The 17669-nt window shown below is 73.9% G+C and carries 13 protein-coding genes; 9 read left to right on the top strand and 4 right to left on the bottom strand.

Translation table 11 applies throughout. From position 1 onward, the window contains the following. The first annotated feature begins 23 nt into the window (after window positions 1–23). From ACFYNX_RS33125 to ACFYNX_RS33115, 3 genes are all read left to right on the top strand, one after another. Window positions 24–1604, top strand: coding sequence for a protein phosphatase 2C domain-containing protein (locus ACFYNX_RS33125; RefSeq protein WP_388667172.1), 1581 nt, complete (start codon window positions 24–26; stop codon window positions 1602–1604). 27 nt (window positions 1605–1631) lie between these two features. Then, window positions 1632–3374 (top strand): pyruvate dehydrogenase, encoded by a 1743-nt coding sequence (locus ACFYNX_RS33120; RefSeq protein ID WP_365541569.1) that lies wholly within the window; start codon window positions 1632–1634, stop codon window positions 3372–3374. Between the two features lie 86 nt (window positions 3375–3460). Next, on the top strand, window positions 3461–3865 hold the full coding sequence (locus tag ACFYNX_RS33115; protein ID WP_365541568.1) for an ATP-binding protein: 405 nt from the start codon (window positions 3461–3463) through the stop codon (window positions 3863–3865). 66 nt (window positions 3866–3931) lie between these two features. On the opposite strand, the gene ACFYNX_RS33110 is transcribed toward ACFYNX_RS33115, so the two are convergent. Beyond that, entirely contained in the window at window positions 3932–5059 is a 1128-nt protein-coding gene (locus ACFYNX_RS33110) for a DUF2637 domain-containing protein (protein ID WP_365541566.1), read from the bottom strand. A 213-nt stretch (window positions 5060–5272) separates the two neighbouring features. Then, entirely contained in the window at window positions 5273–6130 is an 858-nt protein-coding gene (locus tag ACFYNX_RS33105; protein WP_388667167.1) for a (2Fe-2S)-binding protein, read from the bottom strand. A gap of 193 nt (window positions 6131–6323) precedes the next feature. On the opposite strand from ACFYNX_RS33105, the gene ACFYNX_RS33100 reads away from it, so the two are divergent. Together ACFYNX_RS33100 and ACFYNX_RS33095 are read left to right on the top strand one after the other, a co-directional pair. After that, on the top strand, window positions 6324–7193 hold the full coding sequence (locus ACFYNX_RS33100; protein ID WP_388667165.1) for a GntR family transcriptional regulator: 870 nt from the start codon (window positions 6324–6326) through the stop codon (window positions 7191–7193). A 65-nt stretch (window positions 7194–7258) separates the two neighbouring features. Further along, window positions 7259–8926 (top strand): WD40 repeat domain-containing protein, encoded by a 1668-nt coding sequence (locus ACFYNX_RS33095; RefSeq protein ID WP_388667162.1) that lies wholly within the window; start codon window positions 7259–7261, stop codon window positions 8924–8926. 33 nt (window positions 8927–8959) lie between these two features. On the opposite strand, the gene ACFYNX_RS33090 is transcribed toward ACFYNX_RS33095, so the two are convergent. Continuing rightward, window positions 8960–9748 carry a hypothetical protein gene (locus tag ACFYNX_RS33090; RefSeq protein WP_365541559.1) on the bottom strand — a complete coding sequence of 263 codons (789 nt, stop codon included), beginning with the start codon at window positions 9746–9748 and terminating at the stop codon, window positions 8960–8962. A 323-nt stretch (window positions 9749–10071) separates the two neighbouring features. Then, window positions 10072–11769: a PucR family transcriptional regulator gene (locus ACFYNX_RS33085; protein ID WP_388667204.1), complete on the bottom strand. Its 1698-nt coding sequence runs from the start codon at window positions 11767–11769 to the stop codon at window positions 10072–10074. A 318-nt stretch (window positions 11770–12087) separates the two neighbouring features. Here ACFYNX_RS33085 and ACFYNX_RS33080 point away from each other — a divergent pair, with 318 nt between their 5' ends. The 4 genes from ACFYNX_RS33080 (at window position 12088) to ACFYNX_RS33065 (ending at window position 17660) form a co-directional block, all read left to right on the top strand. Then, entirely contained in the window at window positions 12088–12978 is an 891-nt protein-coding gene (locus ACFYNX_RS33080) for a xanthine dehydrogenase family protein subunit M (RefSeq protein ID WP_121832305.1), read from the top strand. A 1-nt stretch (window position 12979) separates the two neighbouring features. After that, window positions 12980–13570 (top strand): (2Fe-2S)-binding protein, encoded by a 591-nt coding sequence (locus ACFYNX_RS33075; RefSeq protein WP_365541557.1) that lies wholly within the window; start codon window positions 12980–12982, stop codon window positions 13568–13570. Window positions 13571–13572: 2 nt separating this feature from the next. Next, window positions 13573–15978 (top strand): xanthine dehydrogenase subunit D, encoded by a 2406-nt coding sequence (gene pucD, locus ACFYNX_RS33070; RefSeq protein WP_365541556.1) that lies wholly within the window; start codon window positions 13573–13575, stop codon window positions 15976–15978. Window positions 15979–16193: 215 nt separating this feature from the next. Further along, entirely contained in the window at window positions 16194–17660 is a 1467-nt protein-coding gene (locus ACFYNX_RS33065) for an NCS2 family permease (RefSeq protein WP_365541555.1), read from the top strand. Window positions 17661–17669 lie beyond the last annotated feature (9 nt).

Raw genomic sequence — 17669 nt, 5'->3', positions numbered from 1 at the left:
CTCGCGCGGTGGACAATAAGGGCATGACGCAGCAGGGGGAAAGCTGGTGGGACAAGCTCTACGACGAGTCGGCGCCGGACACGGGCCCGACGGCCTCGGGTGACACGCTCGACGACCGCTTCGACACGGCGGCCCGCGCCACGACGGACCCGCCGCCCGACACGAAGAGCCCGACCCGCCCGACGGGCCCGGACCCCCGGGCCGAGGCACCGGCACCGGCTTCGAGGAGCACCGCTCCCGACACGACCCCAGGCCCGCCGCCCGCACCGCCCGCACCACCCGCACCACCGGTACCGACCGCACCACCCGCACCGGTCGCGGCCCCCGTGCCGCCCGCTCCCGTGCCACCCGTTCCCGGGCGGGCCCCCTGGGAGGCCGCCGAGGCGGGGCCGCGCACCTTCCCCGCCCCGCCGGCCGAGGCCCCCACCGTCCAGGTGCCGGCGCCTCCGGGCCCGCCGGATCCGGAACAGGAGCCGGAGAAGGGACAGGGACCGGAGAGGGACCAGGAGCCGGAGAAGAAGCGGGAGCCGGAGGAGGAAGAGGAGCGGGAGCAGCCCCCGGCCCGTACCGGCCACGCCCCGACCGTCCAGGTCGCCCTCCCCGTGCCCCGGCCCCGTACCGGATTCGTCGGCAGCAGGCCGCCCACCTACGAGCCCGAGCCCACCGCCCTGCCCGTCGCCCGCCCCGGCGAACTCGCCGACGTGGTCGCGGACACCGTCCTGGACGGCGCCCGCTACGGCACCTGCACGCTGCGCGCCGCCTCCGTGCGCGGCGACTCGGCCCGCTTCCGGGGCGAGCCCCGCCGCGACGCCCTCCTGACCGCCCGCTTCGGCCACGACGAGGCCGCGCTCGTCCTCGTCGCCGTCGCCGCCGGATCACGCGCCGCCGAGGACGCCCACCTCGCCGCCGCCGACGCCTGCCGGTGGATCGCGGAGGCCGTCTGCCGCAGCCACACCCGGCTCTCCGAGGACATCAGGTCCGGCCGCCGCGGCGACCTCAAGTCCGGACTGCACCGGCTCACCGACCGCACGTACGGCAAGCTGCGCGCCCGCGCCGCCGAGCGGGGCCTCGCCCCCGACGAGTACACCGCCTCCCTCCGCTGCCTCCTCCTGCCCGCCGACCCCGAGTGCCGCACCCGGGTCTTCTTCGGCGTCGGCGGCGGCGGTCTCTTCCGGCTCCGCGACGGCGCCTGGCAGGACATCGAACCCCTGCTTCCCGAGCGGGCCGCCGTCGGCGCCCCCGTCGTCGGCTTCGGCTCCCCGCCGCCCGCCCCGTCCGTCCCGGAGGCGACCGAGGAGGAGGACCGGCTCACCATGGACCTCGGCATCACCACCGCGCCCGGACCGCTGATCGAGGAGCCCGTCCCGCCGCCCGCCGAGCCGTTCCGCTTCCGGGCCTCCGTCGCCCGTCCCGGTGACACCCTGCTGCTCGCCTCGCCCGGCCTCGCCGAGCCGATGCGCGGAGAACCGGGCCTCGCCCGCGAGCTCGCCGACCGCTGGGCCGGCGCGGAGCCGCCCGGCCTCGCCGCCTTCCTCGCCGACACCCAGGTGAGGGTGACCGGTTACGCCGATGACCGTACGGGGGTGGCCGTCTGGGAGGCGTGATCCGCCGGGCCGTGTGTTGATGGAGCCATGGCCAAACAGAACGTCGCTGAACAGTTCGTCGACATCCTCGTACGCGCGGGCGTGAAACGCCTCTACGGCGTGGTCGGCGACAGTCTGAACCCGGTCGTCGACGCGATCCGCCGCACCAAGGGGATCGACTGGATCCACGTCCGGCACGAGGAGACCGCCGCCTTCGCCGCGGGCGCCGAGGCCCAGATCACCGGCGGCCTCGCCGCCTGCGCCGGCTCCTGCGGACCGGGCAACCTGCACCTCATCAACGGCCTGTACGACGCCCACCGCTCCATGGCCCCGGTCCTCGCCCTCGCCTCGCAGATCCCGTCCAGCGAGATCGGCCTCTCCTACTTCCAGGAGACCCACCCCGACCAGTTGTTCCGCGAGTGCAGCCACTACAGCGAGCTCATCTCCAGCCCGAAGCAGATGCCCCGGCTGCTCCACACGGCGATCCAGCACGCCGTCGGCCGCGGCGGCGTCAGCGTCGTCTCGCTGCCCGGCGACATCGCCGACGAGCCGGCCCCCGAGAAGGCGGTGGAGTCCGCGCTCGTCACCACCCGGCCCACCGTCCGCCCCGGGGACGCCGAGGTCGACGCCCTGGTCCGGATGATCGACGACGCCGACCGGGTGACGCTCTTCTGCGGCAGCGGCACCGCCGGGGCCCACGCCGAGGTGATGCGGTTCGCCGAGCGGATCAAGGCGCCGGTCGGCCACGCCCTGCGGGGCAAGGAGTGGATCCAGTACGACAACCCGTACGACGTCGGCATGAGCGGTCTGCTCGGGTACGGCGCCGCCTACGAGGCCACCCACGAGTGCGACCTCCTGATCCTGCTCGGCACCGACTTCCCGTACAACGCCTTCCTGCCCGACGACGTGAAGATCGTCCAGGTGGACGTCCGGGCCGAGCACCTCGGGCGCCGCTCCCGGCTCGACCTGGCCGTCTGGGGCGACGTCCGGGAGACCCTGCGCTGCGTGACCCCCCGGGTCCGGGCCAAGAAGGACCGCCGCTTCCTCGACAAGATGCTCAAGAAGCACGCCGACGCCCTCGAAGGGGTCGTCAAGGCCTACACCCGCAAGGTCGAGAAGCACGTCCCCATCCACCCCGAGTACGTGGCCTCCGTCCTCGACGAACTCGCGGACGACGACGCCGTCTTCACCGTCGACACCGGCATGTGCAACGTCTGGGCGGCCCGCTACCTCACGCCCAACGGACGGCGCAGGATCATCGGCTCGTTCAGCCACGGCTCGATGGCGAACGCGCTCCCGCAGGCGATCGGCGCCCAGTTCACCGACCCGAACCGCCAGGTCGTCACGCTCTCCGGCGACGGCGGGTTCTCCATGCTCATGGGCGACTTCCTCACCCTGGTCCAGTACGACCTGCCCGTGAAGGTCGTGGTGTTCAACAACTCCTCGCTCGGCATGGTCGAGCTGGAGATGATGGTCGCCGGCCTGCCCTCCTACGGGACGACGAACAAGAACCCGGACTTCGCCGCCATCGCCCGCGCCGCCGGGGCCCACGGCGTCCGGGTCGAGAAGCCCAAGCAGCTCGCGGGCGCCCTCAAGGACGCCTTCAGGCACAAGGGCCCGGCCCTGGTGGACGTCGTCACCGACCCCAACGCGCTCTCCATCCCGCCGAAGATCAAGGCGGACATGGTGACCGGCTTCGCGCTCTCGGCGAGCAAGATGGTCCTGGACGGGGGCGTGGGCAGGATGCTCCAGATGGCCCGCTCCAACCTGCGGAACGTGCCCAGGCCCTGACCCTCCGCCACGACCCATGTGTGCCGACGGTCCTGTGGGGCATTCATCCCCGTGAGCCTGTTCGACGCGACCACGGGTGGGGGGACATGACCGGGGAGGCACGACAGCCGACTCTGCTGCTCAGGAAGGTGGGGGGCGCGGATCTCACCGCGGTGCCGGAGGTGCGGCACGCCCTGCGGGAACTGCTGCGGAAGTGGGGCGGTCCTGGCGCCTCCGACGTGGCCGAACTCCTCACCAGCGAGCTGGTGACCAACGCCCTGGTCCATACCGGCCACGGGGCCGTCGTGACCGCGACGGTCGTCCCCGAGCAGTTACGGGTCGAGGTCCGCGACTTCGTCCCCGGCCTGAAGGCGCCGGACGCGCCGCCCCCCGACGAGGGCACGAACGGCCGGGGACTCGTCCTCGTCCAGGCCCTGGCCGACTCCTGGGGGGTCGAGGACCAGGGAGTGGGCAAGGTGGTGTGGTTCGAACTGAACGGCGGGGCCGCCTGAGGGGCGACCCCGCCGTTCTCCGTGCTTCCGTACGATGCGCTTCCGTGCCGCGTGATGCGGCACCGCTCAGCCGAACTGCTGCTCCAGGTCCTTGAGCTTGCGCTCCAGGGAGTCGAGACGGGGCAGCGCCTGGGTGTCGTCCTCGGCGGTGAGGTCCACGGTCCGGGAGTCTCCCGTCCCGGAGTCTCCCGTCCGGGGCTCATCGCCCTTCACGGCTTGCAGGGACGGCCGGGGGCGGAGCGGCAGTTGTCCGGGATCCGCTATGGCGGGCTCCACGACGGGTGCCTGGACGGCGCCCGTCGTGGAGCCCGACCCGGAGACCTGGGCGGGCGCCGAGCCCGGGGCGGCCGTGGCGTTCAGCGCCGCCATCTCGACCTGGCGGCCGCCGCCGCGGCCGAGCCCGAAGGCGCGGTGCTGACGGTTGATCGCCTTGAGCCGGGCCCGGTCCAGCTTCACCTGGTCCCGCCTGCGGATCCGGTTCTGCTCCTTCTCCCTGCGGTCCTCCCGCACCTCGTCGACCGCCTCGTCCAGGGTCCGCACGCCCTCCAGGAGCATCAGGGACCAGGCCGCGAAGGTCTCCCGGGGCGCCCTCAGCCAGCGGACGATCCGGATCTGCGGCAGCGGGCGGGGCACGAGGCCCTGCTCGCGCAGCGCGGCCCGGCGGGTCTGCTTCAGCGCCCGGTCGAAGAGGACCGCCGCCGAGAGGGACATGCCCGCGAAGAAGTGCGGGGCCCCGTCGTGGCCGAAGCCCCGGGGCGCGTGCACCCAGTTGAACCAGGCCGCCGCGCCCGCGAACAGCCAGACGAGCAGGCGCGAGCCGAGGGCCGCGTCGCCGTGGCTGGCCTCGCGGACGGCGAGGACCGAGCAGAACATGGCGGCGCCGTCGAGGCCGAAGGGCACGAGGTACTCCCAGCCCCCGGAGAGGCTGAGGTTCTGGCGGCCGAAGCCCACCAGGCCGTGGAAGGAGAGCGCGGCCGCGACGGCCGCGCAGCAGAAGAGCAGGCCGTACGAGGCGAACCCGTAGACGGCCTCCTTGCGCCGGCGGCGCTCCTCGCTGCGTTCCCAGGAGTCGTCGGCCGCGGCCTGGTCACCGGCGCGCTTCCCGCGCGCGAGCACCGCCACCGCCGTCAGGACTCCGGCGACCATCACGCCGCCCGGGAGCAGCCAGTCCAGCGATATGTCGGTCAGTCTCATGCGGTGTCCCTTGCATCGCGGTAGGGCGTTCGGTCGCCCATACTGACCGACCCCGCGCGGAGCCCACGGCGTTTCGGAGCAAGAGCACGCCATCGGGGTGCCGGGCCATGCGAATGGGGGCGATCTGGTCGAACGCCCTTGCAGGGGAGGAGGGTTGCGTTCGATTGACGCCACCCTTCCGGGTGGCGTAATCGTCGTGCGGCCGTCGGCGCCTCAGGCGGCCGCGGTCAGCTTGCGGACCCGGTCGGCGTCACAGGTGCGGGGGCAGGTGACGCAGGTGTCCTCGGGGCGCACCGTGTAGAAGAAGCAGCAGGTGGCCCGGTCCCGGGTGGTGAGCGGGGCGCTGTCCGGCCCCTCGGCGCCGGGCAGCTCCCGGAAGCCCGCGGAGCCCGCGTACGGCTTGTACGGCTTGGCGGTGCCCGGCATCAGGAGCTCCAGCTCCTCCCTCGCCCGCCGCTCCTCGCCGAGGAGGGTGCCGACGTACCAGAGGCCCTCGACGATCTCGTCCGTCGCCATCCCCCACAGGGCCCGGCGGCCGCGCCGCATCCGGGAGCCGAAGCCGTCGAGGATCGCCTCGAAGTGCTCGGCGAGCGAGGAGCGCACCTCGGCCCGCAGCGCCTCCTCGTCGGCGACGACCCGGGCGCCGGGCAGGGCCGCGGCGGGGTCGCCCGGCAGGCAGGCGAACTCCTCGATCCGGACCGCCATGCGGCCGAGGGTGCGCTGGAAGGACACGTTCCGGGCGGGCAGGCGGGGGACCCGGCGGTGCAGGAACCAGGGGACGGTGACCAGGAGGCAGGCGGGCCAGGCGTAGCGGTGCAGTCCCATGCTCGCGACGACGTCGGGGCGGGCCCGGGTGCCGTAGTCGCGCAGCACCTGCTCGTCGTCCCAGACCAGGAAGGCGTCGAGCTCGGGGCCGCCGGCCGCGAGCGCGTCCCCGCCGACCCACCCCTCGCCTCGCGGCAGGAGCTCGCCGGGGGCGTGTTCCTCTATGCGCAGGTACGAGAAGACCTCGGCGAGGCGGGCGTAGGAGGCCGCGACGGGCGAGGCGGGCAACAGGGCGGGGACGGTCATGCGGACCACCGAATCGCGATCGTTGGCAGGTAAGGCTTACCTTACCCGATTCGATCGGGTGTCTCACCACCAGCGCACCGCTCCGACCTGCGAGGCGTCCCTCACACCCCTGACGCCGGTCCGTTCGCCTATGGTGCACAGAGGACCCGCGCGACGCGAGCCGGGCCCGGCACGAGGCCGCAGGAGGACCCGGGTGGAGCAGGGCGCAGCGCGCGAGCGGACGACGGACACCCCGTCCGCGCCCCCGCCCTCCGCCGGTCCCGCGCACGGGGAACCGGCGGATCCGGCCGGTTCCGGGGGCCCGCGGGCCGCCCGCGTACCGGGCCAGGCCCGGATTCCGGAGCCGGAGAGCGGCGACCGGGACGCGGCCCCGGCCCCCGGAGTCCCGTACGCACGGGACGAGCACCCCCACGACGAGCCGGTCGGACGCGGGCCCCGGCCCGTGCGGCGGCACTCCGTGCGCGGGCAGGTCCTCGAAGCGCTCCGCACCGCCCTCGTCGGCGGCGAGCTCGTCCCCGGCGAGGTGTACTCCGCGCCCGCGCTCGCCGGGCGCTTCGGCGTCTCCGCCACCCCCGTCCGCGAGGCCATGCAGCGCCTGGCCGTCGAGGGCGCCGTCGAGGTCGTGCCGAACCGCGGCTTCCGCGTCACCGAGCGCACCCCCCGCGAGCTGGCCGAGCTGGCCGAGATCCGCGCGCTCGTCGAGGTCCCCGTCATGCTGCGGCTCGCCCGCACCGTCCCGGCCGCCCGCTGGGCCGAGCTGCGCCCGCTGGCCGAGGCCACCGCGACGGCCGCGGCCCGGGGCGACCGCGCCCACTACGCCGAGGCCGACCGCGCCTTCCACCGGGCCGTCCTCTCCCTCGCCGGGAACCGGCAACTGCTCGCCGTCGCCGACGACCTCCACCGCCGCTCCCAGTGGCCCCTGATCAGCGCCCCCGCCCTCCGCCACGGCGTCCTCGTCGCCGACGCCGCCGAGCACACCGCCCTGCTCGACGCCCTGATCGCCCAGGACCTGACGGTCGTCCGGGCCCTCGTACGGGAGCACTTCACCGGATCGGAGTGCTGAGCGCCCGGGACGACTAAGGTCGGGGGCGTCAGCCGCTCGCACCGTGCCGTCCGTGAGGTGTCCCCATGCCGTCCGCGACCCCGTCCCCGGCCTGGGACGGACGCCGGCCCGCCACCGGTACGGAGCCGGGGGCCGCGGCCCTGCTCGGCTGGCTCACCGACCCCGACGCGCCCCGGCTCTGTCTGGTCACCGGCGCCCCCGGCAGCGGCAAGACGGCGCTGCTCGGCTGGCTCGCCGCGCACGGCCCGCGCTCCGGCCGCACCCGCCGCCGGCCCGCCCGGGTCCTCGTCCCGCTGGCCGGGCAGTGCGTCCTCGGCGCGGCCTGGACCGTCGCCGACCGCCTCGGCGTGGTGGCCGGCACCCCGGGCGACCTCGTCGACGCCCTCGCCACCGGCGAGGCGCGCCCCGCCGGCCGGGCCGTCCTCCTCCTCACGGACCTCCACGCCGCCGCCGAACCCGACGCGCTCGCCCGACTGGTCACGGACCTCGCGGGGGTGGGCCGGGTCCGGCTCGTGGTCGAGGCCCGCGACGACACCCCCGCCCTCGCCGCCCTGCGCGCCGACCGCCGGGTCGCCGTCGTCGACCTCGACGGCGGCCCCGGCCCCCTCGACCCGGCCGGGGAGCCCGCCCGGCCGCTCCCGGACCTCTCCGACCCCGCGGCCGTCTGCGCCGCCGACCCGCTGCTCGTCACCACGGCGTACGTCACCGGGTCCGCCCCGGCCGGGGTCCCCGGCACCCTCGACGGGCCCGAGCCGTCGGGGCGCCCCGGCGAGACCGTCGCCGACGACCACGGCGGCCTGCGCACCGCCTGGATGCGGGCCGGGCAGTCGCTCTGCCGCGCCCAGCCCCCGGCGGAACGGGCCCTGGTGCTGCTCGCCGCGCTCGGCGACGGGGCCGACCCCCGGCTGCGCCCCGCCCTCGCCGACCTCGCGGCCGCCGCGCCCTGGCGGCTCCGCTGGGCCCGCCACCGCGGCGACCTGACCCCGCCCTGGCCGGGACCCGCCACCGTCCTCGGCTCGGCGGGCGGCCCCCTGGAGGGCACCCTGCTCGTGGGCGACCGCACCGGCACCGTACGCCTGCTGCACGAGGCCGACGCGAGCTCCGCCGGACGCCTGGCGCACGCCGTGCCCGGCCGGATCGCGGCCCTCGCGCCCGCCCCGGACGGCACGGTGCTGCTCCTGGACGACCGGGGCCGGCTGCACACCGTACGGGGAACGGCCCCCCGGCCCCCGTACCTGGAACGCCTCACCGATGCGGTCTCCGCGACCCTCGCCCGTCACCCCGGCACCGCCCTCGCGGCGATCGCCGGTTCGGTGGTGGTGGGGGACCGGCTCGGGTCCGTGCACGCCTTCGGCCTCACCGGCCTCCACCAGGCGGCCTCCCACAGCGGCCGGGTCACGGCGGTCGCGGCGGTGGAGTCCGCGACCCCCTTCGTCTGCTCCGGCGGCGCCGACGGGACCGTACGGCTGTGGACCCCGGGCCGCGACCCGGTCCCCGAGCCGCTCGCCGAACGCCGCCCGCCGGTGGTCTCCCTGCACGCCGCGGAGACCCCGCACGGCCCCCTGGTCGCCGCGGCCTGGGCCGACGGGCTCGTCGAACTCCACCGGCCGGAGGGCGGACCGAAGCTCTCCTTCCGCCCGGGCCCCCCGGTCCGCGCCGTCGCCGTCACCGGCTCGGGCTCCCTCCTCGTCGGCACCGACGAGAGCCTCCTCTGCCTCGCGGCGAAGGGATGACGGGGAGTCAAGTTCCCTTGGTGTGAGGGGAGTTCACGTGGCAGGGTGAGGCGTGAGCTGGGCCGCCAGCCAGGTGGGCACCCCGCCGAGCAGCCGGAACAGGCGCCTCGCCTCCGCCCGCAGCCGTCCGGCCTCCGGCTCCGTCTCCGTGGTGGCCAGGGCGGTGAGGGCCGGAGCCGTACCGACCAGATAGCCCAACTCCTCGCGGATCCGCAGCGATTCGGCGAAGCCGTGTCTCGCCTCCGCCAACTCGCCCTCGCGCAGGGCGATTCCGGCCAGATGACGCCAGGTCGAGGAGAGCAGCAGGGAGTCGCCCTGGGCGGCTGCCCCCGCGTGCGCCCTGCGGTACGCGGCGCGGGCCGCCTGCGGGGAGTCGCCGAGGTTCTGGGCGATGAGCCCGCGCCGGAAGTCGAGCAGCGGCCGGCCCCCGGCGGTGGGGGCGATCAGGGCCGCCGCCCGGCCCAGGGCCATCCGGGCCTCGTCGGCCCGGTCACGGACCCCGAGCAGGGTGGACGCGTAGGCGAGGTAGCCGCGTTCGCAGGCGGCGGCCCCGCGCTCCTCGTCCGTGCGGGCGACCGCCTCGGCCGTCCGCAGGGCCTCCTCGGCGTCGGCCCAGCCCTTCTCGGTGTAGAGGCAGCGTTCGACGAGCAGCGCGGCCCGTTCGAGCGCGGCGCCCGGTTCGGCGGCGCGCGGTGCGAGCAGCGCGGCCGCGTCCGTCCAGCAGCCCCGGGAGCGGAGACGCCACAGGGCGGTCTCCAGGGGGGTCTCCTTGCCGTAGGCGAGGGACGGGTCTCCGCCATCCCGTGATTCGGAACCAGACATGGCGGTGTCCGCCACATTGCCCTCCCCGAGCGCGCCATCGAGCTGTTGAGTAGACCCGCATCTCAGCACGAAGGGCCGCACCCGGCCAAGGGGTCGGGTGAAAGATTTCACAAAGGGACGATCGGTGGGGTGACCACCCTTCCGAGGACTCCCGACGAGCCGTCAGATCGCCACCGGGCCCGGGACCGGGCCCCGGCGCGGCCCGTCGGCCGCCCCGGCCGACAGGGCCCCACCAGGCCGGACGCCACTCCTTCGGACTCCTCCGAAGGAGTGAATTCCCGGACGGTTCTCCGGGCCTCCGCCGGAGGCGTCCGCGGGGCGCCTCAGCTCATCCGCAGCGCCAGGAAGAAGTCGAGCTTGTCCTCCAGGCGGGACAGGTCGCGGCCGGTGAGCTGTTCGATCCGGCCCACCCGGTACCGCAGCGTGTTCACGTGCAGGTGGAGCCGGGACGCGCAGCGCGTCCAGGAGCCGTCGCAGTCCAGGAACGCCTCCAGGGTCGGGATCAGCTCCGCCCGGTGGCGCCGGTCGTAGTCCCGCAGCGGGTCGAGCAACCGGGCCGTGAACGCCCGGCGGACGTCGTCCGGCACGAACGGCAGCAGCAGCACGTGCGAGGCCAGCTCGTGGTGCCCGGCCGCACAGACCCGGCCGGGCCGGGCCGCGGCGACCCGGCGGGCGTGCCGGGCCTCCTCCAGGGCCCCGCGCAGGCCCTCCGCCGAGTGCACGGCCGCGCTGACGCCCAGGGTCAGGCGCCCGTCGTCGGCGAGGCCCGCGGAGAGCGGAGCCCGTACGGCGGCGAGCAGCGCGTCCGCGTGCAGACCGGCGACGGGCGTCCGGCCCTCGTCCTCGCTGTCCGGCAGCGGCCCGGCGGCCAGCGGCACCAGGGCGATGGCCTCGTCGCCGCTGTGCGCGACGGCGATCCGGTCGGCCGACTCGGCGCCGACGGCCGCCGGGTCCACGAGGATCTCCTCCAGGAGCGCCTGCGCGACCGGGCCGCCGTCCACCGGGGAGCCCTGGCCGGCCTCCTGCTCCCAGTCCACCCGGGCCACGACGACCTGCCAGTGCGGGGCCGTGCCGAGTCCGGGCAGCAGCACCGGGGCGGCCACCCGCAGCCGGGCCGCGATCTCGGCGGGCGTCGCGCCCGTCTGCACCAGCTCCAGGACCTCCTGGGCGAGCCGGCGCCGTACCGTACGGGACGCGTCGCGCCGGTCCCGCTCGACCGCGATCAACTGGGTCACGCCCTGGAGCAGGTCGAGCCGGGCGGCCGGCCAGTCGCCCGCGTCCGCCTCGACGGCGAGCAGCCAGTCCGAGAGGACCGTCTCGCGCACGTCCCGGACGGCGGGGGCGGCGCCCCGGCCGGTGTTGCGGATCGGGAAGAGCGAGTACGTCGTGCCGCCGCCGGACACCCGGTGCGGACCGCGCCGGCCGGTCCGGACGGCGGCCAGGTGCTCACCGGCCAGGGTGGCGGCGAGCCCGCCGTCCAGCGGCTCCCCGGCGCCCGCGATCCGGCGGCCGGTAGGGGAGAGGACCCAGGCCCGCAGGTCCAGGTCGGAGCCGAGCAGGTCGAGCACGACCTCGGGGCCGCCGCCCGCGGGACCGGAGGTCATCAGGCGCCTGTGCCGGTCGACGACGGCCGCCAGGTCCCCGGCCCGCTCGCCGGACACCTGTCGAACGACGTGCTCGGTGATCGTCGCGAACGCAACGGTCTCGTTGACCGCGAAGAGCGGCAGCCGATGGCGCGAACACGCCTGTACGAGATCGTCGGGGATGTCCCCGAGCTCCGCCTCGCCCGCCGCGAGCGCCGCCACCCCGGCCGAGGCCAGGATCCGGGCGAAGGGCTCGGCGTCGGCCGGCTCCCGCAGCCAGGCGAGACCGGTGAGGACCAGCTCCCCGCCGGACAGGTAACGGCTGGGGTCCTTGAGGTCCGTCGTCATCACGCCCCGGACGGTGCGGTCCAGCTCGTCGTCGCCGCCGAGCAGGCGCAGCCCCAGCGCGTCGTTCTCCAGCAGTGCGCGCAGCCGCATGATGTCGCCGCCGTCCTTCTCGTCAGTGGTCGTGGTTGTCGCGTTGTCGCATTGTCGACGGGTCGGTGGTGCCACCGTTTCCATGGGGGAACGGTGAGGTTTCCGTTTTCCGCCTTTCGTTCGAATCTACAAGACGACAGTGGGCGCCAGCCAACTCCTTCATGTTTTCGGTGACTGCACCCGGGCGATCGTGGCCTTGTGTACTAGGCCACACACCGCGTGAACAGCACATGAACAAGCCGAGGGCCGGCCGTCTTCCCGGGCCCATCCGCACCGCACTGATCATCCGATCACCAGAATCACTAGAAGAGAGCCACCATGGACTTCCTTCGCCCCGCAAGCTGGGAGGAGGCGCTCGCCGCCAAGGCCGAGCACCCCACGGCCGTGCCCATCGCGGGCGGTACCGACGTCATGGTCGAGATCAACTTCGACCACCGGCGTCCCGAGTACCTCCTGGACCTGAACCGCATCGAGCTCCTGAGCGAGTGGGAGGTCGGCGAGGAGAACGTCCGGCTCGGCGCCTCCGTCCCGTACACCCGGATCATGGAGAACCTGCGGGCCGAGCTGCCCGGCCTGGCGCTCGCCTCGCACACGGTGGCCTCCCCGCAGATCCGCAACCGCGGCGGCGTCGGCGGCAACCTCGGCACCGCCTCCCCGGCCGGCGACGCCCACCCGGCCCTGCTCGCCGCGGGCGCCGAGGTCGAGGTCGAGTCGGTGCGCGGCAGCCGCTTCATCCCGATCGACGCGTTCTACACGGGCGTGAAGCGCAACGCGCTGGAGCCCGACGAACTCATCAAGACCGTCCACATCAAGAAGGCGGACGGCCCCCAGCAGTACTCCAAGGTCGGCACCCGCAACGCGATGGTCATCGCCGTCTGCGCCTTCGGTCTCGCGCTCCACCCGGAGACCCGGACCGTGCGCACCGGCATCGGCTCCGCCGCGCCGACCCCGATCCGCGCCAAGGAGGCCGAGGCCTTCCTGAACGCGGCCCTGGAGGAGGGCGGCTTCTGGGACAACGGCAAGATCATCACCCCGTCGATCGCGAAGCAGTTCGCCGACCTCTGCTCGGGCGCCGCGAATCCGATCGACGACGTCCGGGGCACCGCGAAGTACCGCCGCCACGCCGTCGGCATCATGGCCCGCCGCCAGCTCGGCTGGACCTGGGAGCAGTACCGCGGCACCGGCCGCACGCTTGAGGGAGCTGCATAACATGCGCGTCAATTTCACGGTCAACGGACGTCCGCAGGAGGCCGACGACGTCTGGGAGGGCGAGTCCCTCCTCTACGTCCTGCGCGAGCGGATGGGCCTTCCCGGCTCCAAGAACGCCTGCGAGCAGGGCGAGTGCGGTTCCTGCACGGTCCGCCTCGACGGCGTCCCCGTCTGTTCCTGCCTCGTCGCCGCCGGCCAGGTCGAGGGCCGCGAGGTCGTCACCGTCGAGGGCCTCGCCGAGTTCGCCAAGGAGCGCACGGAGCACGGCTCCTGCGGCACGGGCGCCTGCGGCGGCACCTCGCTCGACGCCGCCAAGAAGTGGCAGGCCAGGCCCGGTCAGGACTCCCAGACCGGCGAGGGCGTCGAACTCTCCCCGATCCAGCAGGCGTTCATCGACGCCGGCGCCGTCCAGTGCGGCTTCTGCACCCCCGGTCTGCTGATCGCCGCCGACGAGCTCCTGGAGCGGCACAGCGACCCGTCCGACCAGGACATCCGTGAGGCCCTCTCCGGCAACCTGTGCCGCTGCACGGGCTACGAGAAGATCCTCGACGCGGTCCGCCTCGCGGCCGCCCGTCAGGGAGAGGCGGTCTGACCATGGCGCAGAACACCCGTACCGCACCCGCCGGTACGCCCACCAACGTCACCCAGAACCACACCAAGGGCGGCATCGGCGAGTCCACGCTCCGCCCCGACGGCACCCTCAAGGTCACCGGCGAGTTCGCGTACTCCTCGGACATGTGGCACGAGGACATGCTGTGGGGCCAGACCCTCCGCTCCACCGTCGCCCACGCCGAGATCGTCTCCATCGACGTCTCCGAGGCCCTGGCGACGTCCGGCGTGTACGCCGTCCTCACCTACGACGACCTGCCCGCCGAGATGAAGAACTACGGCCTGGAGATCCAGGACACCCCCGTCCTCGCCCACGGCCGGGTGCGCCACCACGGCGAGCCGGTCGCCCTGGTCGCCGCCGACCACCCGGAGACGGCCCGCCGCGCCGCCGCCAAGATCAGGATCGAGTACAAGGAGCTGCCGCTCGTCACCGACGAGGCCTCCGCGCTCGCCCCCGACGCACCCCTCATCCACGAGGGCCGCGACGACCACCACGCCGGCCACGTCCCGCACCCCAACATCGTGCACCGCCAGCCGATCGTCCGCGGCGACGTGGCGGAGGCCCGCAAGCGGGCCGACGTGATCGTCGAGGGCGAGTACGTCTTCGGCATGCAGGACCAGGCCTTCCTCGGCCCCGAGTCCGGCCTCGCCGTACCCGCCGAGGACGGCGGCGTCGACCTGTACGTCGCCACCCAGTGGCTCCACTCCGACCTGCGCCAGATCGCGCCCGTCCTCGGCCTGCCCGAGGAGAAGGTCCGCATGACGCTCTCCGGCGTCGGCGGCGCCTTCGGCGGCCGCGAGGACCTGTCGATGCAGATCCACGCCTGCCTCCTGGCGCTCCGCACCGGCAAGCCGGTCAAGATCGTCTACAACCGCTTCGAGTCCTTCTTCGGCCACGTGCACCGCCACCCGGCGAAGCTCCACTACGAGCACGGCGCCACCAAGGACGGCAAGCTCACCCACCTCAAGGCCCGGATCGTCCTCGACGGCGGCGCCTACGCCTCGGCCTCCCCGGCCGTCGTCGGCAACGCCTCCTCGCTCGGCGCCGGCCCGTACGTGGTCGACGACGTCGAGATCGAGGCCGTCGCCCTCTACACCAACAACCCGCCCTGCGGCGCGATGCGCGGCTTCGGCGCGGTCCAGGCGTGCTTCGCGTACGAGGCGCAGATGGACAAGCTCGCGGCGAAGCTGGGCATGGACCCGGTCGAGTTCCGGCAGATCAACGCCATGGAACAGGGCACGCTCATGCCCACCGGCCAGGTCGTCGACTCGCCCGCCCCGGTCGCCGAGCTGCTCCGCCGGGTCAAGGCCCGCCCGCTGCCGCCCGAGCGCCAGTGGGAGTCGGCCGGCGAGGGCGCGGACGTCCGCGCGCTGCCCGGCGGCCTCTCCAACACCACGCACGGCGAGGGCGTCGTCCGCGGCGTCGGCTACGCCGTCGGCATCAAGAACGTCGGCTTCTCCGAGGGCTTCGACGACTACTCGACCGCCCGCGTGGTCCTCCAGGTCATCAACGGCGAGCCCGTCGCCATGGTCCACACGGCCATGGCGGAGGTCGGCCAGGGCGGCGTCACCGTGCACGCCCAGATCGCCCGCACCGAGCTCGGCGTCACCCAGGTCACCATCCACCCGGCCGACACCCAGGTCGGCTCCGCCGGCTCCACCTCCGCCTCCCGGCAGACGTACATGACCGGCGGCGCGGTGAAGAACACCTGCGAGGCCGTCCGCGAGAAGGTCCTGGAGATCGGCCGCCGCAAGAACGGCTCCTACCACCCCGCCTGGGCGACCGCCGAGCTCCTCCTGGAGGGCGGCAAGGTCGTCACCGACGGCGGCGAGGTCCTCGCGACCCTCGCCGACGTCCTGGAGGGCGAGGACCCGATCGACCTGGAGCTGGAGTTCCGGCACCGCCCGACCGTCCCCTTCGACCTGGTCACCGGCCAGGGCGACGGCCACGTCCAGTACACCTTCGCCGCGCACCGCGCGGTCGTCGAGGTGGACACCGAGCTCGGCCTCGTCAAGGTCGTCGAGCTCGCCACCGCCCAGGACGTGGGCAAGGCGCTCAACATGCTCTCCGTCGTCGGCCAGATCCAGGGTGGCACCACCCAGGGCCTGGGCGTCGCGGTGATGGAAGAGATCATCGTGGACCCGAAGACCGCGAAGGTGCGCAACCCCTCCTTCACGGACTACCTGATCCCGACGATCCTCGACACGCCGACCATCCCGGTCGACGTGCTCGAACTGGCCGACCCCAGCGCGCCGTACGGCCTGCGGGGACTCGGCGAGGCCCCGACCCTGTCGTCCACCCCGGCCGTCCTCGCGGCGATCCGGAACGCGACGGGCCTGGAGCTCAACAAGACGCCGGTCCGCCCCGAGGCGCTCACCGGCACCCTGTAGGACCCTCCGGGCGGTACGGCCCGTCCCGGGAACGTCACCCTTCCCCGTCCGTACCGCCCGGAGTCCTCGCGCACCACCCCCGCACCACCCCGTTCGTCTCGGGCCGTCCCCCGGGTCGTGCAGCCACGCAGCATCCCAAATCCCGCGGCTTCAGCCGGACCAGAACCCTTCGAAGTCCGACGCGGGTGCCCCTTTGAACCTTGGGAGTAGGCCCCATGACCCAGTCGTCAGTGGAGCCCAAGACCACCGCCGAGGACGCGGGCTCCGGCTCGCGCACCCCCGCCGGCAGGTCTTGGCTCGACCGGTACTTTCACATCTCGGAGAGAGGATCCACCGTCGCGACGGAGGTCCGCGGCGGCGTCACCACCTTCATGGCGATGGCGTACATCCTCCTGCTCAACCCCCTGATCCTCAGCGGCAAGGACGTCGACGGGCACCTGCTCAGCCAGCCGGCGCTCATCACCGCCACCGCCCTCGCCGCGGCCGCGACGACCCTCCTCATGGGCTTCTGGGGCAAGGTCCCGCTCGCCCTCGCCGCCGGTCTGAGCGTCTCCGGCGTCATGGCCTCGCAGGTCGTCCCCGTCATGACCTGGCCGCAGGCCATGGGCATGTCCGTGGCGTACGGCGCGGTGATCTGTCTCCTGGTGGTCACCGGCCTCCGCGAGATGATCATGAACGCCATCCCGCTCGCCCTGAAGCACGCCATCACCATCGGCATCGGCCTCTTCATCGCGATCATCGGCTTCGTCAAGGCCGGCTTCGTCCACGAGAACCCCGCCCCGGGCGGCGGCCCCGTCTCCCTCGGCCCGGCCGGCGAGCTCCAGGGCTGGCCCGTCCTGATCTTCGCCTTCACCCTGCTCCTGATCTTCGCCCTCCAGGCCCGCAACATCCCCGGCGCCATCCTCATCGGCATCGTCGCCGGCACGGTCGTCGCGGTCGTCCTCAACGCGGTCGCCGACATACCTGCCAAGGCCTGGTTCTCCGGCCCGCCGGAGCTGGACGGCAGCGCTGTCTCCGCTCCTGACTTCTCCCTCATCGGAGAGGTGTCCTTCAGCGGCTGGGGCGACGTCGGCTACATCACGATCACCATGATCGTCTTCACCCTGGTGCTGGCCGGCTTCTTCGACGCCATGGCCACCATCCTGGGCGTCGGCACCGAGGCCAAGCTCGCCGACGACAAGGGCCGCATGCCCGGCCTCTCCAAGGCCCTCTTCATCGACGGGGCCGGCGGCATCGTCGGCGGCGGCGTCGGCGCCTCGGGCCAGACGGTCTTCGTCGAGTCCGCCACCGGCGTCGGCGAGGGCGCCCGCACCGGCCTGGCCTCCGTGGTCACCGGCGGCTTCTTCGCCCTCTGCCTGTTCTTCACCCCGCTCACCGCGATCGTGCCGCAGGAGGTCGCCGCCGCGGCCCTGGTCGTCATCGGCTCGATGATGATGCAGAACGCCAAGCACGTGGACTGGAGCGACCGCTCCGTGGCGATCCCGGTCTTCCTCACCGTGGTCCTGATGCCGTTCACGTACACCATCACCACGGGCGTCGCCGCCGGTGTCATCTCCTACGCGGTGATCAAGACCGCCCAGGGGAAGGCGCGGGAGGTCGGGGCCTTCATGTGGGGCCTGACCGCGATCTTCGTCGTGTACTTCGCCATCCATCCGATCGAGAGCTGGCTCGGCGTCGGCTGACGCCCCCAC

Origin of the sequence: Streptomyces sp. NPDC007872 (assembly GCF_042868165.1) — a bacterium.
GTDB lineage: Bacteria > Actinomycetota > Actinomycetes > Streptomycetales > Streptomycetaceae > Streptomyces.
The sequence above is the reverse complement of the archived record's forward strand: the minus strand, read 5'-3'. Positions and strand labels throughout refer to the sequence as shown.

Excerpts from the sequence above, each read along its gene's own strand:
- ACFYNX_RS33125 (WP_388667172.1), top strand. The coding sequence starts at position 24 with ATGACGCAGCAGGGGGAAAGCTGGTGGGACAAGCTCTACGACGAGTCG.
- ACFYNX_RS33120 (WP_365541569.1), top strand. The coding sequence starts at position 1,632 with ATGGCCAAACAGAACGTCGCTGAACAGTTCGTCGACATCCTCGTACGC.
- ACFYNX_RS33115 (WP_365541568.1), top strand. The coding sequence starts at position 3,461 with ATGACCGGGGAGGCACGACAGCCGACTCTGCTGCTCAGGAAGGTGGGG.
- ACFYNX_RS33110 (WP_365541566.1), bottom strand. The coding sequence starts at position 5,059 with ATGAGACTGACCGACATATCGCTGGACTGGCTGCTCCCGGGCGGCGTG.
- ACFYNX_RS33105 (WP_388667167.1), bottom strand. The coding sequence starts at position 6,130 with ATGACCGTCCCCGCCCTGTTGCCCGCCTCGCCCGTCGCGGCCTCCTAC.
- ACFYNX_RS33095 (WP_388667162.1), top strand. The coding sequence starts at position 7,259 with ATGCCGTCCGCGACCCCGTCCCCGGCCTGGGACGGACGCCGGCCCGCC.
- ACFYNX_RS33090 (WP_365541559.1), bottom strand. The coding sequence starts at position 9,748 with ATGTCTGGTTCCGAATCACGGGATGGCGGAGACCCGTCCCTCGCCTAC.
- ACFYNX_RS33085 (WP_388667204.1), bottom strand. The coding sequence starts at position 11,769 with ATGCGGCTGCGCGCACTGCTGGAGAACGACGCGCTGGGGCTGCGCCTG.
- ACFYNX_RS33080 (WP_121832305.1), top strand. The coding sequence starts at position 12,088 with ATGGACTTCCTTCGCCCCGCAAGCTGGGAGGAGGCGCTCGCCGCCAAG.
- ACFYNX_RS33075 (WP_365541557.1), top strand. The coding sequence starts at position 12,980 with ATGCGCGTCAATTTCACGGTCAACGGACGTCCGCAGGAGGCCGACGAC.
- pucD (WP_365541556.1), top strand. The coding sequence starts at position 13,573 with ATGGCGCAGAACACCCGTACCGCACCCGCCGGTACGCCCACCAACGTC.
- ACFYNX_RS33065 (WP_365541555.1), top strand. The coding sequence starts at position 16,194 with ATGACCCAGTCGTCAGTGGAGCCCAAGACCACCGCCGAGGACGCGGGC.